We start from the raw sequence: 21,512 nt of genomic DNA, 5'->3' as shown, positions 1-21,512 counted from the left end.
ACCATGACGCTGCACTTACTTATCGAGGGAGTCGCCTCCCTGCTGCTGGTGGCCGGCGGCGCCTTCATCTTTATCGGCTCGCTGGGCATGACCCATCTACGCGACTTCTACATGCGCCTGCACGGCCCCACCAAGGCCACGACCCTGGGCATCGGCTGCATGCTGGGCGCCTCGATGATCTACTTCTGGGCGAGCGAAGGAAAGCCGGATATTCAGGAGGTGCTGATCACCATCTTCCTGTTTATCACCGCGCCGGTCAGCGCCCACCTGCTGGCCAAGACCGGGCTTCACCTGAAACTCAAGCACGTGGAGAAGACCGCCGGCCGGCCGGCCGAGCTGCGCCGCGAGGAGGTCGGCGAGAAGCCGGTACCCCATCCGGACCGCGGCTACGACTGATATCACCCTCCGGCCCGCCAGTGGCGGGCCTATACCCAGCCCCCCAGCTCGTTGTCGATGATCGACAGCAGGGCCGCGATATGGTCGTCCCGCTCGTTGAGGCAGGGCACATAGGTGAAGGTCTCGCCACCGGCCTCGAGGAAGGCATCGCGGATCTCCTCCTCGATCTCCTCCAGGGTCTCGACACAGTCGGCGGAGAAGGCCGGCGACACCACAGCAATATGCTTCCTGCCCTGGCGCGCCAGCTCGGCGACATGATCCACGGTCGCCGGCCCCACCCACTCCTCGGGTCCGAACTGCGACTGGAAGGCGGTCTGGATAGCCCCCTCTTCCCAGCCCAGCGCCTCGCGCAGTAGCCGCGTGGTCTTCTGGCACTGGCAGTGGTAGGGGTCCCCCTCCATCAGAAAACGCTTGGGCACGCCATGATAGGAGGCCACCAGCACCTCGGGTGCCGTCTCGGCGGCGGCATAGGCCTCGCGCACGCTGTTGGCCAGGGCCTCGACATATTGCGGGTGTTCGAAGTAGGCCGGCACGGTGCGAATCGCCGGTTGCCACTTGAGCTTCATCAGGGTACGAAAGGCATGATCATTGGCGGTGGCGGTGGTCGGCGAGGCGTACTGCGGATAGAGCGGAAAGAATAGAATCCGCTCGCAGCCCGCTGACTGCAGGCGCCTGAGTACACTGTCGGTGGAGGGGTTGCCGTAGCGCATGGCGAAGTCGACCATTACCCGGTCGCCATGGCGCGCCTCGAGCCCCTCGGCCACCTTGCGGGTCTGCTCCCGGGTAATGGTCAGCAATGGGCTCTCATCCTTCTCGGTGTTCCAGATACCGCGATAGGCCTCGCCGGACTTGAAGGGACGGCGCGAGAGGATGATCAGCTGCAGCAGCGGCTGCCACTTCCAGCGGGGATAGTCCACCACTCGCTTGTCGGAGAGGAACTCGTTGAGGTAGCGACGCATGGACCTGTAGTCGGTGGCATCCGGGGTGCCCAGGTTGACCAGCACCACCCCGACCCGGGCATGAGGAATCGGCGGATGATCCTCCGGTGCATGGGCCAGGCGCCCGCTACCGGGATGGTCCATGCCGGGATTGGCCGAATCCTGGATCGTGGTGGTCATGAGTTGGCTCCTTGGCGATACGCTCGGTTGATGAAGACGGGGCTAGTGTATCAGGCCCCTCGCGGCGGCGGCGATCAGGTTGTACTATCAATCTTATTTGTACAACCTGAGATCAAGCCATGTCCCGTCCCCTGGTGCTCGTGCTCGGCGACCAGCTCAGCCTGACGCTTTCCAGTCTCCGCGATCTGCCCGTCAACGCGGTAGTGGCGCTCTGCGAGGTCTCCGCCGAGGGGCGCTATGTGCCACACCACCCCCAGAAGATCGCTCTGATCCTCGCCGCCATGCGCCATTTCGCCGCGGCACTGCGCAAGCGTGGCTATCGGGTGCACTACAGTGCCCTGGATGACCCCGACAATACCCAGGAGCTGATGACGGAGGCACAGCGCCTGGCCACACTCCACGCCTGCGACGAGATCCGGGTCGTGCGCCCCGGGGAGTGGCGGCTGTGGCAGGCGATGCGCGAGCGTGAGCACGCCACCCTGCCCTGGCGACTCCTCGAGGACGACCGCTTCTATACCACGCCGGACGACTTCGCGGCCTGGGCAGGCGGCCGCAAGTCGTTGCGCATGGAGTACTTCTACCGGGAACAACGGCGCCGCAGCGGCCTGCTGATGGAGGGCGACGGGCCCGCCGGCGGCCGCTGGAACCTCGACCACGACAACCGTGAGCCGCTGCCGGCTGGGCTATCGGTGCCCGCGCCGCCCCGTCATCGCCATGACACCACCACTCGTGCGGTGATCGCCCTGGTGGCAGAACACTTCGGCGACCATTTCGGCAGCCTGGAGGGCTTCCACTGGCCGGTGACGCGGCGCCAGGCACTGGTCGACCTGCGCCATTTCATCGAGCACCTGCTGCCCGCCTTCGGTCGCTACCAGGATGCCATCAGCGATAGTGAGCCCTTCCTGTTCCATTCGCGGCTCGCGGCGGCGCTCAATCTGGGGCTGCTCTCCCCTCGGGAGGTGTGCGAAGCCGCCGAGCGCGAATACCACGAGGGGCGAGCGCCACTCAATTCGGTGGAGGGCTTCATCCGTCAGGTGCTGGGCTGGCGCGAATATGTCCGCGGGCTCTACTGGACCCGGATGCCCGACTACAAGCGCGGCAACGCCCTGGGCGCCCGGCGTGGCCTGCCGAGCTTCTTCTGGGACGGCGAGACCGAGATGCGCTGCCTGCGCCGCGCCATCGAGATGACCCGCGATAACGCCTATGCCCACCATATCCAGCGGCTGATGGTGACGGGCAACTTCGCCCTGCTCTGTGATGTGGCACCCGAGGCGCTCTGCGACTGGTATCTGGCGGTCTACGCCGACGCCTGCGAGTGGGTGGAGCTGCCCAACACCCTGGGCATGGTGCTGCACGCCGATGGCGGGCTGATGGGCTCGAAGCCCTACTGCGCCTCGGGCAAGTATATCGATCGCATGTCCGATCACTGCCGGCACTGCCGTTTCGACCCCAAGCGGGTAACGGGGCCCGACGCCTGCCCGTTCAACAGCCTCTACTGGGACTTTCTGGAGCGCCACGCCGATACCCTGAGCACCAATCCGCGCATGAAGCTGATCTACGGCAGCCTGTCGCGCATGAGCGAGGAGAAACGCAACGCCATGCGCGATCAGGCCGGCGCCTTCCTCGAGCAACTCGATGCCGCACCCACCTATTCACACGCCCATGGTCAGGGCGATCACCGGGCGGGCTATGCTGGCGTCGAGGAGACTCCCAGATGACCCGACACGCCACCCTCACTGCCCGCGCACCGGTGACCCTCTTCCATGATGGCCACTGCCCGCTGTGCCAGCGGGAGGTCGCCTGGCTGACACGTCACCCGCGCCGCGAGCGTGTCACGTTGGTGGATATCCAGGCCGCAAATTTCGATGCCGCGCCGCTGGGCCGCAGCGTTGAGGCGATGATGGGCCAGCTGCACGTGCGCGACGCGGACGGTCGCTGGTTCGTGGGAATGGACGCCAGCCGTGCCCTCTACGCGGTGCTGGGCTATCGACGGCTGGTCTGGATGAGCACCCTGCCAGGGATCGGCGGGCTGATGGATGCGGGGTACCGCTGGTTTGCCCGCCGTCGTCTACGTCTGGGACGCTGGCTGGAACGGCAGGGGAAGGAGTGAAGCGAGGCCCTGTTCGCGAGGGCGGCTCAGAACACCAGCGGCATGCGTGAGGTCAGCGGCTCCTGATAGTGAGTCTCGCGACCGATCACTTCATCGTGGGGCACCTGCTGCACCAGGTAGGCACGGTGGATACCGGCACGCTTGAGCTCCACGTAGACATCTTCCAGCGAGCGGAATAGCACCGGCTTGCCTTTACGGGTCAGCATATGACGCTGACCCTCGATATCCTCCAGCTCCACTTGATAGAAGCGGCTGCCGGCATGGCCGATGACGCGAATCTCGTAGTTGTCGTGATGGGCCGCGAAGGCCTTTAGCTCGTGAAATTCCATGGATCCCTCCAGGCATTTTATCGTTGAAGTTCCTGGCAGCCTGACACCCACGGATGACACCGGGGTGACGACTGCATGTCAAAGATATGACATCGGCATCCCTGGTGAGTTCCGCAAGCTATTGATAATCTGAGGGATCAATCGCCTTGCCCAGAGAGTTTCGGTCGACCCACCTGCCGGCCTTGGTCTCCTTGTAGCGAAATACCACTCGATCACCGACGACCACCGGAAGCTCGGCATCCTCGGTCTGGTAGCTGTAGGTCTCGCCCTCCACTACCAGCTGGTAGCGGTAGAGGTCGGGCATGCCCAGCCACTCCTTGAACGGGCCTTCGCGCTCCACGGACTGGAGCTCGCCGCGTGCCTCCAGCTTGGGTGTGCGCTGTCGATTACCGCGCCGAAATCCGCCTGCCATGCTGCCTCCTGGCTATGCTAAGTGAAAGGGTGGGCATTATACGGGCCCCTCGCCCCGGCTCAAGCCGAGAGACGACGCCTACTCGCCGAAGCCATCGCCATAGCTGTCCGGCGCCAGATCCTCGAAGCGGGTATAACGGCCGATAAATGCCATGTGTACCGTGCCGATGGGGCCATTACGCTGCTTGCCGATGATCAACTCGGCGAGCCCCTGATTGTCGGGGTTGTCAGGATTATAGACCTCGTCGCGGTAGACGAAGGCGATCACGTCTGCGTCCTGCTCGATGGCGCCACTCTCGCGCAGGTCCGACATCACCGGGCGCTTGTTGGGGCGCTGCTCGAGGGAGCGGTTGAGCTGGGAGAGGGCCACCACCGGACAGCCGAACTCCTTGGCCAGCCCCTTGAGCGAGCGGGAGATCTCGGAGATCTCGCCGGTGCGGTTCTCGGAGAAGCCAGGGATCTGCATCAGCTGCAGATAGTCGATCATCACCAGCCCCACGTTGCCATGCTCCCGCACCACGCGCCGAATCCGCGAACGCATCTCGTTGGGCGACAGCGCCGCGGTATCATCGATGAACAGCTGCTTGTCCTTGAGCAGGTTGACCGCCGAGGTCAGGCGCGGCCAGTCCTCGTCCTCCAGCTGGCCCGTCCGCACCCGTGTCTGGTCGATGCGCCCCAGCGAGGAGAGCATGCGCAGCATCAGGGCATCGGCGGGCATCTCCATGGAGAACACCATCACCGGCTTCTCGCTGGAGATGACCGCATGCTCCACCAGATTCATGGCGAAGGTCGTCTTGCCCATGGAGGGACGCCCGGCAATGATCACCAGGTCCGAGGGTTGCAGGCCCGAGGTCATCTCGTCCAGGTCTCGGAAACCGGTGGAGAGACCCGTCATCTCGCCCTGCATGTTGAACAGTTCGTCGATGCGGTCCACCGCCTTGGCGAGCAGCTCGCTCATGCCGATGGGACCACCCGACTTGGGCCGCTCCTCGCTGATCTGGAAGACCAGTCGTTCTGCCTCGTCGACCAGCTCATTCGCCGGTCTCCCCTGGGGGCTGAAGGCGCCATCGGCGATCTGGCTGGCGGCACGGATCAACTTGCGCAGGGTGGCCCGCTCACGAACAATATCGGCATAGGCGCGGATATTGCTGGCCGAAGGCGTGTTACGGGCCAGCTCCGCCAGCGTCGCCAGGCCGCCCACGGTATCGAGCTGGTCGCGCCCCTCCAGCGCCTCGGAGAGCGTCACCACGTCCAGTGGCCGTGCCGACTCGGCCAGCTCGGCCATGACATTGAAGATCAGCCGATGTTCGTAACGGTAGAAGTCGTCGGCCACCAGGCGGTCGGCGACATTGTCCCAGGCCTGGTTATCGAGCATCAGTCCGCCCAGCACCGACTGCTCCGCCTCCAGCGAGTGGGGCGGCACCTTGAGGGCGGCGGTTTCCTGGTCGTGCTCGAGCATCTCTGACATGGCGGTCTTCACCCTGGGCATTGCGGGGACGCCATTCTACCCCAGACAGGCGGCGCGCCCCATGACTCTTCCCCCAACGCGACGAGGGGCGCGAGGATCTCTCCTCGCGCCCCTCGTCGGTGGCGGCCGTCTGAACTTACTCGGCCACTACCACCACGCGCACGGTGGCTTCGACTTCGGCATGCAGGCGCAGCTGAATGTCGTACTCGCCGACGGCACGGATCGGACCTTCCGGCATGCGCACTTCGCTCTTGGCCACATCGATGCCGGCAGACGCGATGGCGTCGGCCAGGTCGCGGGGCCCGATGGAGCCGAACAGCTTGCCTTCATCGCCGGACTTGGCGACCAGGGAGAGTTCGATCTCGTTGAGCTGTGCGGCGCGCTCTTCGGCCTCGGCCTTGCGCTCGGCGGCCTGGGCCTCGAGCTCGGCACGCTGGGCCTCGAAGGCCTCGATGTTGTCCTTGGTGGCCGGCACGGCGAGACCGTAGGGCACCAGGTAGTTGCGGCCGTAGCCGGGCTTGACGGTCACCTGGTCACCCAGGCCGCCCAGCTTGCCAATGTTGTCGAGCAGAATGACTTCCATCTCGTAAACCTCTTGTCAGTTACGGCTGGCCAGGCGCCCGCGAATGTCCGCGAAGACGTCGATAGCGGCCAGCAGCAGCACGATCAGAATCATGGGCCATGTAGTGATCAGCAGCAGGTAGAAGACGACCAGCCACAGCCCGTTCATCCCTTTAAATCCGATAAATCCATGCACCAGGGCGATGCCGGCGACCAGCAGCGGTACCCACAGCAGCATGCCCAGGCCGGGCAGCCCCAGCACGGCACCGATCACGCCGAGTGCCACCAGCATGGCCAGTTCGGCAGGCCGCAGGCGCAGGGCGTGGAACTCCTCGCGGAATCCACCGGGGTTATAGAGCCCCGCCTGCCAGCTACGCGCCAGGGCCAGGCAGCCGACGGCGGCGATCAGCACGATAAGCCCGGTGACGCCACCGATCAGCAATCCCGCCAGCTGCTCGGTATCGAGCCCCTGACTGCCCAGCTCGTTGAGCAGGCGCCCCACCTCGGGAGAGGCCTGACGCAGCTGATCGAGCAGCTCTCCGGTGCCTCCGGGCGGCAGGAAGATCCCCAGCTGGATCATCACCGCGCCAGCCAGGGCGCCGGCGATCAGCGTCTCGCTCCAGCGTAGGCGAGAGCGCAGCACCACCGCCATCAGGGTCACCAGCAGCACGCTGGCCAGGGGGATGACATCCCCCTGCACCCACCACCAGCCCGAAGGCACGGCGGCAGCCACGATCACCGGTAGCGCCGGAGAGAGGCCTCGACGCAGGGTGACCAGGGCCGCGATGGCGGCCCCCAGCCAGAACAGCCAGGGAATCAGGGTGGCCACGACGGCCCCGCCGATGGCGTGGGGCGTGCCGCGCATCACCCAGCGGGCGATCGTCAGCATCTTGCCGCTGGCTTACTGGTGGCTATCGGAGTAGGGCAGCAGTGCCAGGTAGCGCGAGCGCTTGACGGCGGTCGCCAGCTGACGCTGGTAGCGGGCCTTGGTACCGGTGATACGGCTGGGAACGATCTTGCCGGTCTCGGTGATGTAGGCCTTGAGGGTGTCCAGATCCTTGTAGTCGATCTGCTTCACGCCCTCGGCGGTGAAACGGCAGAACTTGCGGCGACGGAAAAAGCGTGCCATGTAAAGACTCCTTCAGACGTGCGATGGGGGGTATCAGGCGGACTCGGCGCGAGGCTTCTCGTCGCGAGGCTTCTCGTCGCGACGTGCGCGCTTCTCTTCCACCGGCTTCATCATCGGCGAGGCCTCGGTGATGGCTTCGTTGCAGCGCACCACCAGGCTACGGATGATGGCATCGTTGAAGCGGAAGATGTTCTCGATCTCGTCGAGGGTCTCGCCGCTGCACTCGACGTTCATCAGCACGTAGTGAGCCTTGTGGATCTTGTTGATCGGGTAGGCCAGGTGACGACGGCCCCAATCCTCCAGGCGATGCACGGTGCCGCCGTTCTCGGTAACGAGGCCGGTGTAGCGCTCGACCATGGCCGGAACCTGCTCGCTCTGGTCCGGATGGACCATGAACACGATTTCATAATGACGCATGGGATCTCCTTGCGGTTTGGCAGCTTCCTCGGGAGGTCTTGGCTCCGGGGAAGCAAGGAGGTGATAGAAAAAACACGAATGCCCGCTCGATGGACGAACGGGCGCAAGCATTCTAAAGAGTACGCGCCTCGCGCGCAAGCGGGGATTCGGCTGCGCCGCTCCCGGGGGATGGCCGCTTAAAGCTTATAGCTTACGGCGAAGCCTGGCGGCGCTGGCGGACCACCTCGAAGAGGCTGATCCCGGTGGCAACCGAGACATTGAGACTGGATACCGTACCGGCCATGGGCAGCTTGACCAGCTGATCGCAGGCCTCGCGTGTCAGGCGGCGCATGCCCTTGCCCTCGGCCCCCATGACCAGTGCCGTGGCTCCGGTCAGGTCGACCTCGAATACCAGCGACTCCGCCTCACCGGCGGTACCGGTCACCCAGACGCCCAGCGACTTGAGCCTGGCCAGGGCGCGGGCAAGATTGGTGACCTGGTAGACCGGCACGCTCTCGGCGGCACCACAGGCCACCTTGCGTACCGTGGCATTGAGCGGTGCGGCCTTGTCCTTGGGCACGATCACCCCATGCACCCCGGCGGCATCGGCGCTGCGCAGGCAGGCGCCGAAGTTGTGCACATCGGTGATGCCATCGAGCACCAGCAGCAGCGGGGGCGTCGCATGGGGCCACGCCTCCAGGCGGAACCACAGCGCATTCTCGGCCTCGAACGCCAGCGGCGTGGTGAAGGCCACGACGCCCTGGTGGGCGGCCCCCTGGGCCAGGCGGTCCAGCTCGTCACGCGGACGTGACTGGATGCGGGCACCGCCACCTCGGGCGGTCTCTACCAGCTCGGCAAGGCGCGCCTCCGCGCCGCCCTGCTGCACCCATAGCTCGCGAGGTGTTTCACCACGCTCGATCAGCGCACGCACGGCATGCACGCCGAATACCGCCTCCAGGCCACCGGGCGTCGCCGGCTTGCCAGCGGCGGGCCGCTGTGATCGCTTCTGCTTCATGTCTCTCGCTTCATTGCGGGTCACACGGCGGACCCGAAGGTCCGCCACGGGATTCAGCGCCGCGAACGGCGCCGGCGGTTGCCGCTGCGCTTGCGGCCATCGCCCTTGTCGGACTTGTCGTTTTTGGCGGATTCGCCACCCTTGCCGGAGGCCTCGCCAGACGAGGTCTCGGCCTTGGGTGGCTTGCCGCCGACGCTGGCGCGCCCCTTGGCGGGGGCATCATCTACCGCGCGGCGACGGCGCGGCGCGCGCTTGGGACGCGGCTGCTCATCGGCCAGGGCGAAATCGATCTTGCGATCATCCAGGTCGACGCGAGCCACCTGCACGGTGACACCGTCGCCGAGACGGTAGCTCATGCCACTGCGCTCGCCCTTGAGACGGTGCTTCTCAGGCTCGTAGTGGTAGTAGTCCGAGGGCAGCGACGTGACATGCACCAGCCCCTCGACATAGACCTCATCGAGCCGCACGAAGATGCCGAACTGGGTCACCGACGCGATGGTGCCGTCGAAGATCTCGCCGAGCTTGTCGGACATGAACTCGCACTTGAGCCAGTCCTCGACGTCGCGTGTGGCGTCATCGGCGCGACGCTCGGTCATCGAGCAGTGCTCGCCGAGCTCGAGCATCTGCTCGAAGGTATAGGGCGCCCACTTGCTGGGCGGCTCCACCGGGGCCCCCTCGGCTCGCAGCACGGTGTTGGTCTGGCGCGGCCCGCGAATCACCGAGCGAATGGCACGGTGCACGATCAGGTCCGGATAGCGACGGATCGGCGAGGTGAAGTGGGCATAGGCCGGATAGGCCAGGCCGAAGTGCCCATCATTCTGGGGTGAATAGATCGCCCGACTCATGGAGCGCAGCATCACCGTCTGGATGACATCGGTGTCGGGGCGCCCCTTGATGGCCTCGGCCAGGTCGCGGTAGTCCTGCGGGCTCGGATCATCGCCACCACCCAGGCTCAGACCAAGCTCGCTGAGGAATAGGCGCAGCTTGTCGAGACGCTCCGGCGAGGGCTGCTCGTGAATACGATAGAGGGCCGGCAGATCGTGCTTGTCGAGGAAGCGCGCCGTGGCCACGTTGGCCGCCAGCATGCACTCCTCGATGATCTTGTGGGCATCGTTGCGCGAGCGCGGCACGATCTTCTCGATCTTGCGTTCGTCATTGAAGACGATGGCCGTCTCGGTGGTCTCGAAGTCGATGGCCCCTCGCTCCACCCGCGCCTCGCGCAGCAGCCGGTAGAGGGCATGCAGGTTCTTCAGCGACGGTACCAGCTCACGGTACTCCTCGCGCAGGGCCTCACCCTCCTGCCCCTCATCATCGAGGATCGCCGCCACCTTGTTGTAGGTCAGGCGCGCATGGGACTGGAACACCGCCTCGTAGAAGCGGTAACGACTGATGGCGCCGCTCTGGGAGATATTCATCTCGCAGACCAGGGCGAGGCGGTCGACCGCGGGATTGAGCGAACAGAGACCGTTGGAGAGCAGCTCCGGCAGCATCGGCACGACCTGCCCCGGGAAGTAGACCGAGTTACCGCGACGGATCGCCTCCTGGTCCAGGGCACTGCCTGGGCGCACATAGTGGGAGACGTCGGCGATGGCCACCAGCAGCTTCCAGCTGCCGGACTTGGTCTTCCAGGCGCAGACGGCGTCATCGAAGTCCTTGGCGGTCTCGTCATCGATGGTCACCAACGGCACGTCACGCAGATCGATACGGCTCTGCTTGTCCTCCTCGGCAACCTCGGCTGACATGCTGGCGATCTGGTCGTGGACCTCCGGCGGAAATTCGGCGGGAATCTCGTAGCTGCGAATGGCGATATCGATCTCCATGCCGGGATCCATGCGCTCACCCAGCACCTCGACCACTTCACCGACCGGCTGCACCCGCGTCTCGGGCTGCTTGACGATATGCGCCGACACCACCTGGCCATCCTTCGCTCCACCGCAGGCGCTGTGCGGAATGATCACCTCCTGGGTGATGCGCGGATTCTCGGGGATCAACACGCCGAACTCAGGGGTGTTCTCGCGGTAGACACCGACGATGTACTGGGTATTGCGGGCCAGCACCTCGGCGATGGTGGCCTCGTCGCGACCGCGCCGATCGCGTCCGCTGATGCGTACCAGCACCTGATCGCCATGGAAGACTCGGCGCATCTGTCGCGGCGGCAGCATCAGGTCGGGCTTCTTGCCGTCGTCACGCAGCACGAAGCCGAAGCCGTCGCGGTGACCAAGCACCTTGCCCTTGATCAGGTCGAGCTTGTCGATCAGCGCATAGGCTCGCGCACGGTTGCGCAGCACCTGGCCATCGCGCTCCATGGCCGCCAGCCGGCGGCGCACCGCCTCCTGCAGCTCCTCATCCTCGAGGCCGAGCAGCTGGCTCATCTTCTCGTGGGTAAGCGGCTTGCCGGCCTCCTCCAGGCGGGCGAGCAGATACTCGCGGCTGGGGGCTGGCTTGTCATACTTGTGGGCTTCACGTTCCGCGTGCGGATCGTCGCTGAGCGTCCAGTGAGTCATGCGCGGTGCATCCTTGGCAGGGTCGGGGACGACATGAGTAAGCTGGCGCTCGGGCGCCGCGGCAACGGGGTATTGCTTAAGGGTTCATTGATCATGGCCGCAGTATAGCGCCGCAGGCGCGGTCACCCAACCTTGATGAACCGGGCTGTGTGGGAAAAAATTGCCGCAGCCCCCCCTATTCCCTCTTGCAAACCGGCACAATTCGGGTAGTATACGCGTCGCTTGCCCAGATGGCGGAATTGGTAGACGCGCTAGCTTCAGGTGCTAGTGTCCTTACGGACGTGGAGGTTCAAGTCCTCTTCTGGGCACCATTGCTCTTTATACAGTACGACTCGCTCGTGTTCGCCCAGGTGGCGGAATTGGTAGACGCGCTAGCTTCAGGTGCTAGTGTCCTTACGGACGTGGAGGTTCAAGTCCTCTCCTGGGCACCATCCTTCGGGAAGCCCGGACACGACGAGATGCATGATGCGCCCAGGTGGCGGAATTGGTAGACGCGCTAGCTTCAGGTGCTAGTATCCTTACGGATGTGGAGGTTCAAGTCCTCTCCTGGGCACCATTCATATCGCGTCATGCAGGTTAGAGCAGGCAAAATCATCGAGAAACCGCGACACTGGATCGCGGTTTTTTTGTATCTATATAACATGTTACTCGAAGCGACCGGGGCGGTTTGCCACCTCCTCCAGCCCCCAGCCACGGGCATCGACCCGCCCCTCCAGCGCTTCCGCTGACGACTCGGGAAGCCTGGGAAAGAAGTCGAGCCCGGTACGCGCCTCGATGGCGTCGATGCTTACCAGATAGTCGCTCAATGACTCGTCGCCGCGCACCCCCTGGGGCATGACGAAGGCCAGGGCCCGGGGCCTTTCACCGGGTACCACGATAATCTTGTAGAAGGCCTCGGGGATCTCCACGAAGCCGACCCGATTGAGCACGTTATCGACGAAGCGTTCGGGGAAGATCGGCCCGGTAATGACCTGCACCACACCGAAGCGTGGCACGAAATGATCCATCACCACCTCTTCCAGTCGCTGCCAGAGCCGGCGGTTGAGATCGGGCCGCTGGGGCGTCATGTTGCTCATGTAGAAGGTGTCGTGCTGGGCATCACGACCATGCACCGCGGCAATGGCGTAGTTGGGTGCCAGGTGCCCACGATCGAAGCCGCTGCCAGCGTAGTGGTCGGTGCCGATCGGCCACAGGGTACGCCAGTCTCGGCGAAATGCCGGACGCGGCCCCGCCTCCGGGCTCTCGACCGCCTGAAGCCGATAGCTGACCCACAGCGGATTGACCCGCAGGTCGGACCAGCCGACCAGGAAGCCATCATTGCGCAGCACGCGGTGAAAGCCGATGAACGACGGCTCCTGCCACTCGGGCACCCCCATCCACACCAGCGAGTCACGCAACTCACGCTCCTGGAGATGCCACAGACCGCCCCCCACGACCACAAACAGCAGACTGACGGCAAAACGCCGCAGCGGGCGGCCACGGCGCAACATAGAGGAACGACTCATCCGTGAAAGGCTTTCCTGTTGATGAAGTGAGTGACGGGTGGCGCCCTTCATAACGGCGCCTGGCCCGTGCGACTACTGGCCCACGCGACTACCAGCCCAGCGAGAACATGGTCTCCAGGTCGTGGCGGGAGTGTACCTGCATGGCGTTGAGCGTCTCCGTCTCACGGATCCCCTCCACGGCATTGAGACGCCCGGTCACCAGCTCTGCCAGGCTCTCGAAGTCACGCGTGCGCGCGATGGCCACCAGGTCATAGCGGCCACAGGTGGAGTAGACCTCACTGACCCCTTCGACGTCGGCCAGGCGCTCGGCCACCGACTTGACCTGCCCCTTCTCGGTATTGATCAGGATCACGGCATTCTGCATCGGGCTCTCTCCGGATGTCGCCCCGCGGGCGGGGATGGGCGGCGGGCAGCCATCGAAACTGCCCAGGTTCTCGGATCGAGTATACCAGCGCCGGTGAGCGCGAAGCATCACCCACTGATTGGCGCCCCTGGCGACGCGACAAGTCGTCGCAGCGCACCGTTCGCATACCGGGGTCGCCTTGACTATGATGACGAGGCGAACCCTGCCGACAGTCGACTGTCGGACGCCTAGAGGTGGAACACCACCCGAGAATAGCGGGCCCAGGCCCGTCCGTGTCTGGCAACGTGATACAAGGAGATTCCATGGCTAACCACAGCCGTCGTGACTTCATGCGCCATAGCCTGATGGGCATGGCCGCCCTCCCCCTGGGAGCCGGCATCCTCTCCAGCCGCGCCTTCGCCCAGGATCTGCCGCCGCTGGACCCCTCCAACGAGCAGGCGCAGGCACTCAACTACGTCAAGGACGCCAGCGAGGCCGCCGACCACCCGGCCTATGAGGAAGGCGAAAAGTGCAGCAACTGCATGTTCTTCCAGGCCGACAGCCAGGGCTGTCAGCTGTTCCCCCAGAACAGCGTCGAGCCGGCGGGCTGGTGCCAGTCCTGGACCGCCCAGAGCTGATGTCCGGGGCGGCAAACGCCGTCACCTGGCAATAGAACGAGGACCCGCGCCACGGCGCGGGTCCTGTTATATATAAGCTGCATATAGCTTGCCTATGCCGGGCTACCTGCCGCCCATCAGCGTGCCACATGCCAGCACCATGACCGGCCATCAGCCCTCCCCGTTGCCGCCCTCCTCATCCGCCAGTGGCCATTGATAACGCCGCACCACTCGCTCGTCCTGAACCGACTCGAGGCGCACCGGGAAGCCCCACAGCTGATGCAGATGACGGATCACCGGATAGACGCTGCGCGCCAGCGGCCGGCGATCATCCTGGACATGATGCAGGGTCAGCGAGCGGTCGCCACGAATATCCGCGGAGTAGACCTGGATATTGGGCTCGCGTACCGCCAGTGCATAGTGGGCCGCCAGCGCGTCGCGGATGCGCTGATAGCCACGCTCGTCGTGGATCGCCGCCACCTCCAGCATCTCCTCCTGATCGTCGTCGATCACCATGAACAGCTTGAGGTCGCGAATCACCTTGGGCGACAGGAACTGCTGGATAAAGGATTCGTCCTTGAAGTTCTGCATGGCGAACTCCAGGGTTTCCCGCCAGTCGCTGCCGGCGATATCGGGGAACCAGCGACGGTCCTCCTCGGTGGGTGCCTCGCAGAGGCGCCGAAGGTCGCTGAACATGGCAAAGCCCAGGGCATAGGGATTGATGCCGTTGTACCAAGGGGCATCGAAGGGGGGCTGCTGAACCACCGCCGTATGCGACTGCAGAAACTCGAGCATCAGCCCCTCATCCACCGCGCCTTCGTCAAAGAGTCGGTTCATCAGGGTGTAGTGCCAGAAGGTGGCCCAGCCCTCGTTCATCACCTGGGTCTGACGCTGGGGATAGAAGTACTGCGCCAGCTTGCGCACGATACGCACCACCTCCCGCTGCCACGGCGCCAGCAGCGGCGCGTTCTTCTCGATGAAGTAGAGCAGATTCTCCTGAGGCTCGGATGGGTAGCGACCGCCGGCATGCAGACCGAGCGGGTCCTCCTGGTCATCCATCATCCCCGGCAGGCGATCTTCCTCGGCGCGCCCGGGGATGGTGCGCCACAGGGTGTTGACCTGGGCCTGCAGAAGCTCCTCGCGCTCCTTCTGACGACGCACCTCCTCCTCGGCGGAGATCGGCGAGGGCCGCTTGTAGCGATCGACCCCGTAGTTCTGCAGGGCGTGGCAGGCATCCAGCAGCTGCTCCACCGCCGCCACGCCGTGGCGCTCCTCGCACTCGGCGACATACTTGCGGGCGAACACCAGGTAGTCGATGATCGAGGCGGCGTCGGTCCAGGTACGAAACAGGTAGTTGCCCTTGAAGAAGGAGTTGTGGCCATAGCAGGCGTGGGCCATCACCAGCACCTGCATCATCAGGGTGTTCTCCTCCATCAGATAGGCGATGCAGGGGTCGGAATTGATCACCAGCTCGTAGGCAAGGCCCATCTGACCACGGCGGTAGGCCTGCTCCACGGCCAGGAACTGCTTGCCGAAGGACCAGTGGTGATAGCCCACCGGCATGCCCACGCTGGCGTAGGCATCCATCATCTGCTCGGAGGTGATGACCTCGATCTGGTTGGGATAGGTGTCGAGACGATACTCGTCCGCCAGCCGTGCGATCTCCCGCTCGAATTCGGCGAGTATCTCGAAGTTCCAGTCGGACCCCGTGGCGATGGGCTTGCGTCGGGTCATCTTGCCTCCTCAGCCGCCGGCGACGCGGCGCTTGAACAGCTCGCGGAACACCGGGTAGATATCTCCGGCCTCGACGATCTGGCGCATGGCGAAACGCGCCGGGAATTCGGCCGCCACGCTCTCGTACTCCTCCCACAGCGCCTGGTGCGCGTGGGGGGTGATCTCCACATAGGTGAAGTACTGCAGGCGCGGCATCAGCTTCTTGACCAGCAGGTCACGGCAGGCCACCGAGTCATCGTCCCAGTTATCCCCATCCGAGGCCTGGGCCACGTAGAGGTTCCACTGCCCCGGCGGGTAACGCTCGGCGATGACCTCGTCCACCAGCGTCAATGCACTGGAAACGATGGTCCCGCCGGTCTCCCGCGAGTAGAAGAACTCCTCCTCGTCGACCTCCCTGGCGGCGGTGTGGTGGCGCACGAAGACCAGCTCGACCTTCTCGTAGTTGCGCTCGAGAAACAGATAGAGCAACAGGAAGAAGCGCTTGGCAATATCCTTGTGGGACTGGGTCATGGAGCCGGAGACATCCATGACGCAGAACATGACGGCCTTGCTGGAGGGCTGGGGCTGGTTGACCAGGTGGTTGTAGCGAAGGTCATAGGTATCGATGAAGGGTACCGCCTCGAGGCGTTTCTCGAGGCGCTCCACCTCCGCCCTCAGCTCGGCGATGCGCACCGGATTACGCATCACCGGATCCTTTCGTTCCTCGATCTCCAGCGCCTCACGGGCTTCACGCAGGGCACGACGAATCGGTGCGCGCATGGCGATGCGCCGGGCGTGGGCCTCACGCATGGAGCGCACGATATTGATCCGTGCGGGCACCCCCTCCCTGGAGACCCCCGCGCGCACCGGGCGTACCTCGTCGAGGTCCACCAGTGCCTTGCGCTCCAGGTGGGGCAGCTCCAGGCCGTCGAAGACGAAGTCGAGGAACTCATCTCGGGAGAGGGTGAAGGCGAACTCGTCCACGCCCTCGCCCTGGTTCGAGGCACCGCCCTCACCGGCTCCGCCACCGCCACCACCGCCTCCCGGGCGTTGCAGGCGATCCCCCTCCACAAACTCCTTGTTGCCGGGGGCGATGATGCGCCGCTTGCCACCGGAGCCGTGCTGGAATACCGGCTCCGAGATATCACGCGCGGGAATCGAGACCTTCTCGCCGCGCTCCATGTCGGTGATCGAACGCCGATTGACCGCCTCCTCCACCGAGCGCTTGATATGCGTGCGATAACGGTCGAGGAAGCGCTGCCGATTGACCGCACTCTTGTGCTTGGCATTCGCCCGCCGGTCGATGAAGTAGCTCATGGCAACTCTCCTGCGCGCCGCGGGGACCCGCCCCACGACGCGGCGTCGGGCTACTGGGACTTGCGCACCCGCAGATACCACTCTGACAGCAGGCGCACCTGCTTTTCGGTATAGCCACGCTCCACCATGCGCGCCACGAAGTCCTCATGCTTCTTCTGGTCGGCGCTGGAGGCCTTGGCGTTGAAGGAGATCACCGGCAGCAGCTCTTCGGTATTGGCGAACATCTTGTGCTCGATCACCCCGCGCAGCTTCTCGTAGGACTGCCAGCTGGGGTTCATGCCATTGTTCTGGGCACGCGCCCGCAGCACGAAGTTGACCACCTCGTGACGGAAGTCCTTGGGATTGGAGATCCCCGCCGGCTTCTCGATCTTCTCCAGCTCCTCGTTGAGGGCCTGGCGATCGAGAAACTCACCGGTCTCGGGGTCGCGGTACTCCTGATCCTGGATCCAGAAGTCGGCATAGGTCACATAGCGGTCGAAGATGTTCTGACCATACTCGGAGTAGGACTCGAGGTAGGCGGTCTGGATCTCCTTGCCGATGAAGTCCACGTAGCGAGGTGCCAGGAACTCCTTGATGAAGCGCAGGTAGCGCTGGAAGGTCTCGCTCGGCAGCTGCTCCTGCTCCAGGCGCTGCTCCAGCACGTAGAGCAGGTGCACCGGGTTGGCCGCCACCTCCAGGGTATCGAAGTTGAACACCTTGGAGAGGATCTTGAAGGCGAAACGGGTCGAGAGTCCATCCATCCCCTCGTCGACGCCGGCGCTGTCGCGATACTCCTGGATCGACTTGGCCTTGGGGTCGGTGTCCTTGAGGTTCTCGCCATCGTAGACCCGCATCTTGGAGTAGATGCTGGAGTTCTCCGGCTCCTTGAGCCGTGACAGCACCGAGAACTGCGCCAGCATGCGCAGGGTGTCCGGCGCACAGGGCGCCTCGGCCAGTGACGAGTGCTCCAGCAGTTTCCTGTAGATGCTGATCTCCTCGGAGACCCGCAGGCAGTAGGGAACCTTGACGATATAGACCCGATCCAGGAAGGCCTCGTTGTTGCGGTTATTGCGGAAGGTCTGCCACTCGCTCTCGTTGGAGTGGGCCAGCACCACCCCCTCGAAGGGGATCGCCCCCATGCCTTCGGTCGGGTTGTAGTTGCTCTCCTGGGTGGCGGTCAGCAGCGGATGCAGCACCTTGATCGGCGCCTTGAACATCTCGACGAACTCCATCAGCCCCTGGTTGGCTCGACACAGCCCCCCGGAGAAGCTGTAGGCATCCGGGTCATCCTGGGAGTAAAGCTCGAGCTGGCGGATATCCACCTTGCCCACCAGCGAGGAGATGTCCTGGTTGTTCTCGTCACCGGGCTCGGTCTTGGAGATGGCGATCTGGTTGAGCCGCGACGGGTAGAGCCGCACCACCCTGAACTGGCTGATATCACCGCCATACTCCCTGAGCCGCTTGGCCGCCCAGGGCGACATCACGCTCTTCAGATAGCGACGGGGAACGCCATACTCCTTCTCCAGCAGCTCGCCATCCTCCTCCGGCGAGAACAGCCCCAGTGGCGACTCGTAGACCGGCGAACCCTTGATGGCATAGAAGGGCACCTTCTCCATCAGCAGCTTGAGCCGCTCGGCCAGCGATGACTTGCCCCCGCCCACCGGGCCCAGCAGATAGAGGATCTGCTTGCGCTCCTCCAGCCCCTGGGCGGCATGACGAAAGTAGGCGACGATCTGCTCGATGGCCTCCTCCATGCCGTAGAACTCGGCGAAGGCCGGATAGCGGCGAATCACCTTGTTGGAGAAGATGCGTGACAACCGCGGATCCTTCGCCGTGTCGATGACCTCCGGCTCGCCGATCGCCTGGAGCATGCGCTCGGCGGACGAGGCATAGGCCAGCGGATCATCGCGGCATAGCTCCAGATACTCCTGCAGGTTCATCTCTTCCTGCTGGACGCGGGCGAAACGATTCTGCACATGGTCAAAGATGCTCATCGATGCCTCCTTAAGCCCGATGGCTCGGCGCCGACTCTTTGGCGCTCGAGAACTGGGTCACTCACAGCGTAGACAGGCGGGTTTCGACACAACGGATAGTGAGTCAACGTTCCGCTTACTCTTATGAACGCTAGGGGGTGCGGAGGGTTCGATGGCGTGGCGTCATGTCATTCAACGCAGCGGGCCTGTCGTCTCGATGGCGACAGGCCCGCGGAGGGTCGACCAGGCGGCTCTCAGAGCTCGGCGGCCACTCGCGTGCCCTGGTCGATGGCACGCTTGGCATCGAGCTCGCCGGGCTCGAAGGCACCACCGACCAGATGCACCGCCACTCCGGCATCGCGCAGCGGCGCGTAGAGATCACGCACCGGCTCCTGGCCGGCGCAGACCACCACCGTATCGACCGCCAGCAGGCGCGACTTGTCGTCTTGCCGGATATGCAGTCCGGCATCATCGATGCGCAGATACTCGCAACCAGCCAGGCTCTCCACGCCTCGCTGTCGCAGCGATGCCCGATGCACCCAGCCGGTGGTCTTGCCGAGCCCCTTGCCCGGCTTGGAGCGCTTGCGCTGGAGCAGGAAGACCTGGCGCGGCACCTCGGGACGCTCCGGGGCCCTGAGTCCGCCCGGCGACGAGACGGAGAGATCCACGCCCCACTCCCTGCACCAGGCGTCACGATCCAGGGAGGGCTGTCCAACATGGGTCAACAGCTCCGCCACGTCGAAGCCGATCCCCCCCGCGCCAATGATCGCGACTCGCGGCCCGACCCGCTCGGGGTGCAGGATCGCCTCGGGATAACTCATCACCCTGGGGTGCTCGCTGCCCGGCAGCTCGAGGCGGCGCGGGCGCACACCACTGGCCACCACCACCGCATCGAAGTCGCGCAGCGCTGCCACATCCGCCTCGCAGTTGAGCCGCAGCTGCACGCCGTGCTTGTCCAGCATCACTCGAAAGTAGCGCAGGGTCTCGTCGAACTCCTCCTTGCCGGGAATCTGGCGGGCATAGTGGAACTGACCGCCCAGCTCGGGGCTTCGCTCGAAGAGCGTCACCCGATGGCCACGCTGGGCCGCGGTCAGCGCCGCTGCCAGGCCCGCCGGCCCGCCGCCGACCACGCCGATGCGCCGCGGCGTGGTCGCCGGCTCGATGACCAGCTCGGTTTCATGGCCGGCCCGCGGATTGACCAGGCAGGAGGTCGGCTTGCCCTCGAAGGTATGATCCAGGCAGGCCTGATTGCAGGCGATGCAGGTGTTGATCTCGTCGCTGCGCCCCGCAGCGGCCTTGCTGATCCAGGCCGGATCGGCGAGAAAGGGTCGCGCCATGCTGACCATGTCGGCATGGTCTTCGGCCAACACCCGTTCGGCGACCTCCGGCATATTGATGCGGTTGGTGGTGATCAAGGGCAGGGAGACCGCGCCCCTCAGCCGTCGGGTCACCTCGGTGAACGCCGCCCGGGGCACGCTGGTGACGATGGTCGGCACCCTGGCCTCATGCCAGCCGATGCCGGTATTGAGGGCGTCGGCACCGGCGGCCTCGAGCGCCCTGGCCAGGGCCACCACCTCGTCATGAGTGCTGCCCTCCTCGACCAGGTCGATCATGGAGAGCCGGAAGATGACCGCAAAATCCGCCCCCACCGCCGCGCGAATGCGCCGCATGATCTCCAGCGGGAAGCGAATCCGGTTCTCGAAGCCCCCCCCCCACTCATCGTCGCGATGATTGGTTCGCCGGCAGATAAACTGATTGATCAGGTAGCCTTCCGAGCCCATCACCTCCACACCATCGTAACCCGCCTGTCTGGCGAGGGTGGCACAGCGGACATAGTCGTCGATCTGGCGCTCCACCTCATCGCTGCCCAACGCCCGAGGGGCAAAGGGGTTGATGGGCGCCTGAATCGCCGAAGGCGCCACCAGCTCCGGGGTATAGGCATAGCGGCCGGCATGCAGGATCTGCATGCAGATCCGCCCCCCCTCGCCGTGCACCGCCTCTATTACCCGACGGTGATCCTCCAGCTGCGCCTCATGCTCGAGGGTCGCCGCCCCCTGAAAGACGGCGCCCTCCGGGTTGGGGGCGATGCCTCCGGTCACGATCAACCCGACACCCTCTCGGGCGCGCTCGGCATAGAAGGTCGCCAGGCGCTCGAAGCCGTTCGGCCTCTCTTCCAGATTGGTGTGCATGGAACCCATCAGTACCCGGTTCGGCAGGGTCAGGTGACCCAGCCGCAGGGACCGAAAGAGGTGGGGATAAGCGGCCACGGCGGCACTCCTCTGTTGTTGACATACACCTTATTATTGGCATAACGCCTTGTTGTTGGCGTGACACTGCATCGGGAGCACCCGCGACAAGCGGGGCCCGAGCGCAGCGGGCGGATTCAAACAACTGTATGACAGTTGAGACTCGAGAGGAAGGCGCGGACAGGGGAACTGCAGATGGCGGCTGAAGCGAAGTTGCCGAAGTGAAGTTCTGAAGTGAAGCTATGGTGGGCTAAAACGACGAAACCCCGAGCACTGGGCTCGGGGCTTCTGAATTCGTGGCGATAATGGCGGACCGGACGGGACTCGAACCCGCGACCTCCGGCGTGACAGGCCGGCATTCTAACCAACTGAACTACCGGTC

Annotated in this window: 20 protein-coding genes and 3 tRNA genes; 7 read left to right on the top strand and 16 right to left on the bottom strand. The window is 64.6% G+C overall.

What is annotated here, in order from left to right; translation table 11 throughout:
- Nucleotides 1-3 precede the first annotated feature (3 nt).
- Nucleotides 4-396, top strand: coding sequence for a Na+/H+ antiporter subunit G (locus Q0894_RS04315; RefSeq protein ID WP_299231836.1), 393 nt, complete (start codon nucleotides 4-6; stop codon nucleotides 394-396).
- A gap of 29 nt (nucleotides 397-425) precedes the next feature.
- On the opposite strand, the gene hemH is transcribed toward Q0894_RS04315, so the two are convergent.
- Nucleotides 426-1,514, bottom strand: a complete 1,089-nt coding sequence (gene hemH, locus Q0894_RS04310; RefSeq protein ID WP_299231835.1) for a ferrochelatase — start codon at nucleotides 1,512-1,514, stop codon at nucleotides 426-428.
- A 119-nt stretch (nucleotides 1,515-1,633) separates the two neighbouring features.
- Between hemH and Q0894_RS04305 the strand changes: the two genes are divergently transcribed.
- Together Q0894_RS04305 and Q0894_RS04300 are read left to right on the top strand one after the other, a co-directional pair.
- On the top strand, nucleotides 1,634-3,232 hold the full coding sequence (locus Q0894_RS04305) for a cryptochrome/photolyase family protein (RefSeq protein WP_299231834.1): 1,599 nt from the start codon (nucleotides 1,634-1,636) through the stop codon (nucleotides 3,230-3,232).
- Nucleotides 3,229-3,624, top strand: coding sequence for a DUF393 domain-containing protein (locus tag Q0894_RS04300; protein WP_299231833.1), 396 nt, complete (start codon nucleotides 3,229-3,231; stop codon nucleotides 3,622-3,624). Before Q0894_RS04305 ends, Q0894_RS04300 begins: the two co-directional genes overlap by 4 nt.
- A 26-nt stretch (nucleotides 3,625-3,650) precedes the next feature.
- On the opposite strand, the gene Q0894_RS04295 is transcribed toward Q0894_RS04300, so the two are convergent.
- From Q0894_RS04295 to rnr, 9 genes are all read right to left on the bottom strand, one after another.
- Entirely contained in the window at nucleotides 3,651-3,953 is a 303-nt protein-coding gene (locus tag Q0894_RS04295; protein ID WP_132044286.1) for a DUF6482 family protein, read from the bottom strand.
- Nucleotides 3,954-4,071: 118 nt separating this feature from the next.
- Nucleotides 4,072-4,365 (bottom strand): hypothetical protein, encoded by a 294-nt coding sequence (locus Q0894_RS04290; RefSeq protein ID WP_299231830.1) that lies wholly within the window; start codon nucleotides 4,363-4,365, stop codon nucleotides 4,072-4,074.
- A gap of 78 nt (nucleotides 4,366-4,443) precedes the next feature.
- Nucleotides 4,444-5,832, bottom strand: coding sequence for a replicative DNA helicase (dnaB, locus tag Q0894_RS04285; RefSeq protein ID WP_161423798.1), 1,389 nt, complete (start codon nucleotides 5,830-5,832; stop codon nucleotides 4,444-4,446).
- Between the two features lie 136 nt (nucleotides 5,833-5,968).
- The gene (gene rplI, locus Q0894_RS04280; RefSeq protein WP_132044292.1) at nucleotides 5,969-6,415 is read right to left on the bottom strand and encodes a 50S ribosomal protein L9; all 447 of its coding nucleotides are present in this window, start codon (nucleotides 6,413-6,415) and stop codon (nucleotides 5,969-5,971) included.
- A 15-nt stretch (nucleotides 6,416-6,430) separates the two neighbouring features.
- A complete protein-coding gene (locus Q0894_RS04275) occupies nucleotides 6,431-7,282 on the bottom strand; it encodes a hypothetical protein (RefSeq protein WP_299231826.1) in 852 nt (283 codons plus the stop codon).
- Nucleotides 7,283-7,294: 12 nt separating this feature from the next.
- On the bottom strand, nucleotides 7,295-7,522 hold the full coding sequence (gene rpsR / locus Q0894_RS04270; RefSeq protein WP_027960188.1) for a 30S ribosomal protein S18: 228 nt from the start codon (nucleotides 7,520-7,522) through the stop codon (nucleotides 7,295-7,297).
- A 33-nt stretch (nucleotides 7,523-7,555) separates the two neighbouring features.
- Nucleotides 7,556-7,939 carry a 30S ribosomal protein S6 gene (gene rpsF, locus Q0894_RS04265; RefSeq protein WP_132044296.1) on the bottom strand — a complete coding sequence of 128 codons (384 nt, stop codon included), beginning with the start codon at nucleotides 7,937-7,939 and terminating at the stop codon, nucleotides 7,556-7,558.
- Between the two features lie 190 nt (nucleotides 7,940-8,129).
- Nucleotides 8,130-8,933: a 23S rRNA (guanosine(2251)-2'-O)-methyltransferase RlmB gene (gene rlmB, locus Q0894_RS04260; RefSeq protein WP_299231823.1), complete on the bottom strand. Its 804-nt coding sequence runs from the start codon at nucleotides 8,931-8,933 to the stop codon at nucleotides 8,130-8,132.
- 53 nt (nucleotides 8,934-8,986) lie between these two features.
- Nucleotides 8,987-11,437 (bottom strand): ribonuclease R, encoded by a 2,451-nt coding sequence (gene rnr, locus Q0894_RS04255; RefSeq protein ID WP_299231821.1) that lies wholly within the window; start codon nucleotides 11,435-11,437, stop codon nucleotides 8,987-8,989.
- A gap of 224 nt (nucleotides 11,438-11,661) precedes the next feature.
- Here rnr and Q0894_RS04250 point away from each other — a divergent pair.
- The 3 genes from Q0894_RS04250 (at nucleotide 11,662) to Q0894_RS04240 (ending at nucleotide 11,993) form a co-directional block, all read left to right on the top strand.
- Nucleotides 11,662-11,748: transfer RNA gene (locus tag Q0894_RS04250), tRNA-Leu, on the top strand.
- A 33-nt stretch (nucleotides 11,749-11,781) separates the two neighbouring features.
- Nucleotides 11,782-11,868: transfer RNA gene (locus Q0894_RS04245), tRNA-Leu, on the top strand.
- 38 nt (nucleotides 11,869-11,906) lie between these two features.
- Nucleotides 11,907-11,993 (top strand) — tRNA-Leu (locus tag Q0894_RS04240).
- Between the two features lie 88 nt (nucleotides 11,994-12,081).
- On the opposite strand, the gene Q0894_RS04235 is transcribed toward Q0894_RS04240, so the two are convergent.
- Nucleotides 12,082-12,942 (bottom strand): DNA/RNA non-specific endonuclease, encoded by an 861-nt coding sequence (locus Q0894_RS04235; RefSeq protein ID WP_299231819.1) that lies wholly within the window; start codon nucleotides 12,940-12,942, stop codon nucleotides 12,082-12,084.
- 88 nt (nucleotides 12,943-13,030) lie between these two features.
- A complete protein-coding gene (locus Q0894_RS04230; RefSeq protein WP_132044351.1) occupies nucleotides 13,031-13,306 on the bottom strand; it encodes an Lrp/AsnC ligand binding domain-containing protein in 276 nt (91 codons plus the stop codon).
- Nucleotides 13,307-13,608: 302 nt separating this feature from the next.
- On the opposite strand from Q0894_RS04230, the gene Q0894_RS04225 reads away from it, so the two are divergent.
- Entirely contained in the window at nucleotides 13,609-13,923 is a 315-nt protein-coding gene (locus Q0894_RS04225; protein ID WP_132044302.1) for a high-potential iron-sulfur protein, read from the top strand.
- A 150-nt stretch (nucleotides 13,924-14,073) separates the two neighbouring features.
- Here Q0894_RS04225 and Q0894_RS04220 read toward each other — a convergent pair whose 3' ends face one another.
- The 4 genes from Q0894_RS04220 to Q0894_RS04205 form a co-directional block, all read right to left on the bottom strand.
- Nucleotides 14,074-15,636 (bottom strand): SpoVR family protein, encoded by a 1,563-nt coding sequence (locus Q0894_RS04220; RefSeq protein WP_195688994.1) that lies wholly within the window; start codon nucleotides 15,634-15,636, stop codon nucleotides 14,074-14,076.
- A 9-nt stretch (nucleotides 15,637-15,645) separates the two neighbouring features.
- Nucleotides 15,646-16,932, bottom strand: coding sequence for a YeaH/YhbH family protein (locus Q0894_RS04215; RefSeq protein WP_299231814.1), 1,287 nt, complete (start codon nucleotides 16,930-16,932; stop codon nucleotides 15,646-15,648).
- Nucleotides 16,933-16,982: 50 nt separating this feature from the next.
- Nucleotides 16,983-18,905, bottom strand: a complete 1,923-nt coding sequence (locus Q0894_RS04210; protein ID WP_195688992.1) for a PrkA family serine protein kinase — start codon at nucleotides 18,903-18,905, stop codon at nucleotides 16,983-16,985.
- Between the two features lie 233 nt (nucleotides 18,906-19,138).
- Nucleotides 19,139-21,151, bottom strand: a complete 2,013-nt coding sequence (locus Q0894_RS04205) for an NADPH-dependent 2,4-dienoyl-CoA reductase (protein WP_299231809.1) — start codon at nucleotides 21,149-21,151, stop codon at nucleotides 19,139-19,141.
- Between the last annotated feature and the right edge of the window lie 361 nt (nucleotides 21,152-21,512).

It is taken from the genome of uncultured Halomonas sp., assembly GCF_947501415.1.
GTDB lineage: Bacteria > Pseudomonadota > Gammaproteobacteria > Pseudomonadales > Halomonadaceae > Halomonas.
This window is presented reverse-complemented; position numbering and strand designations above follow the sequence as displayed.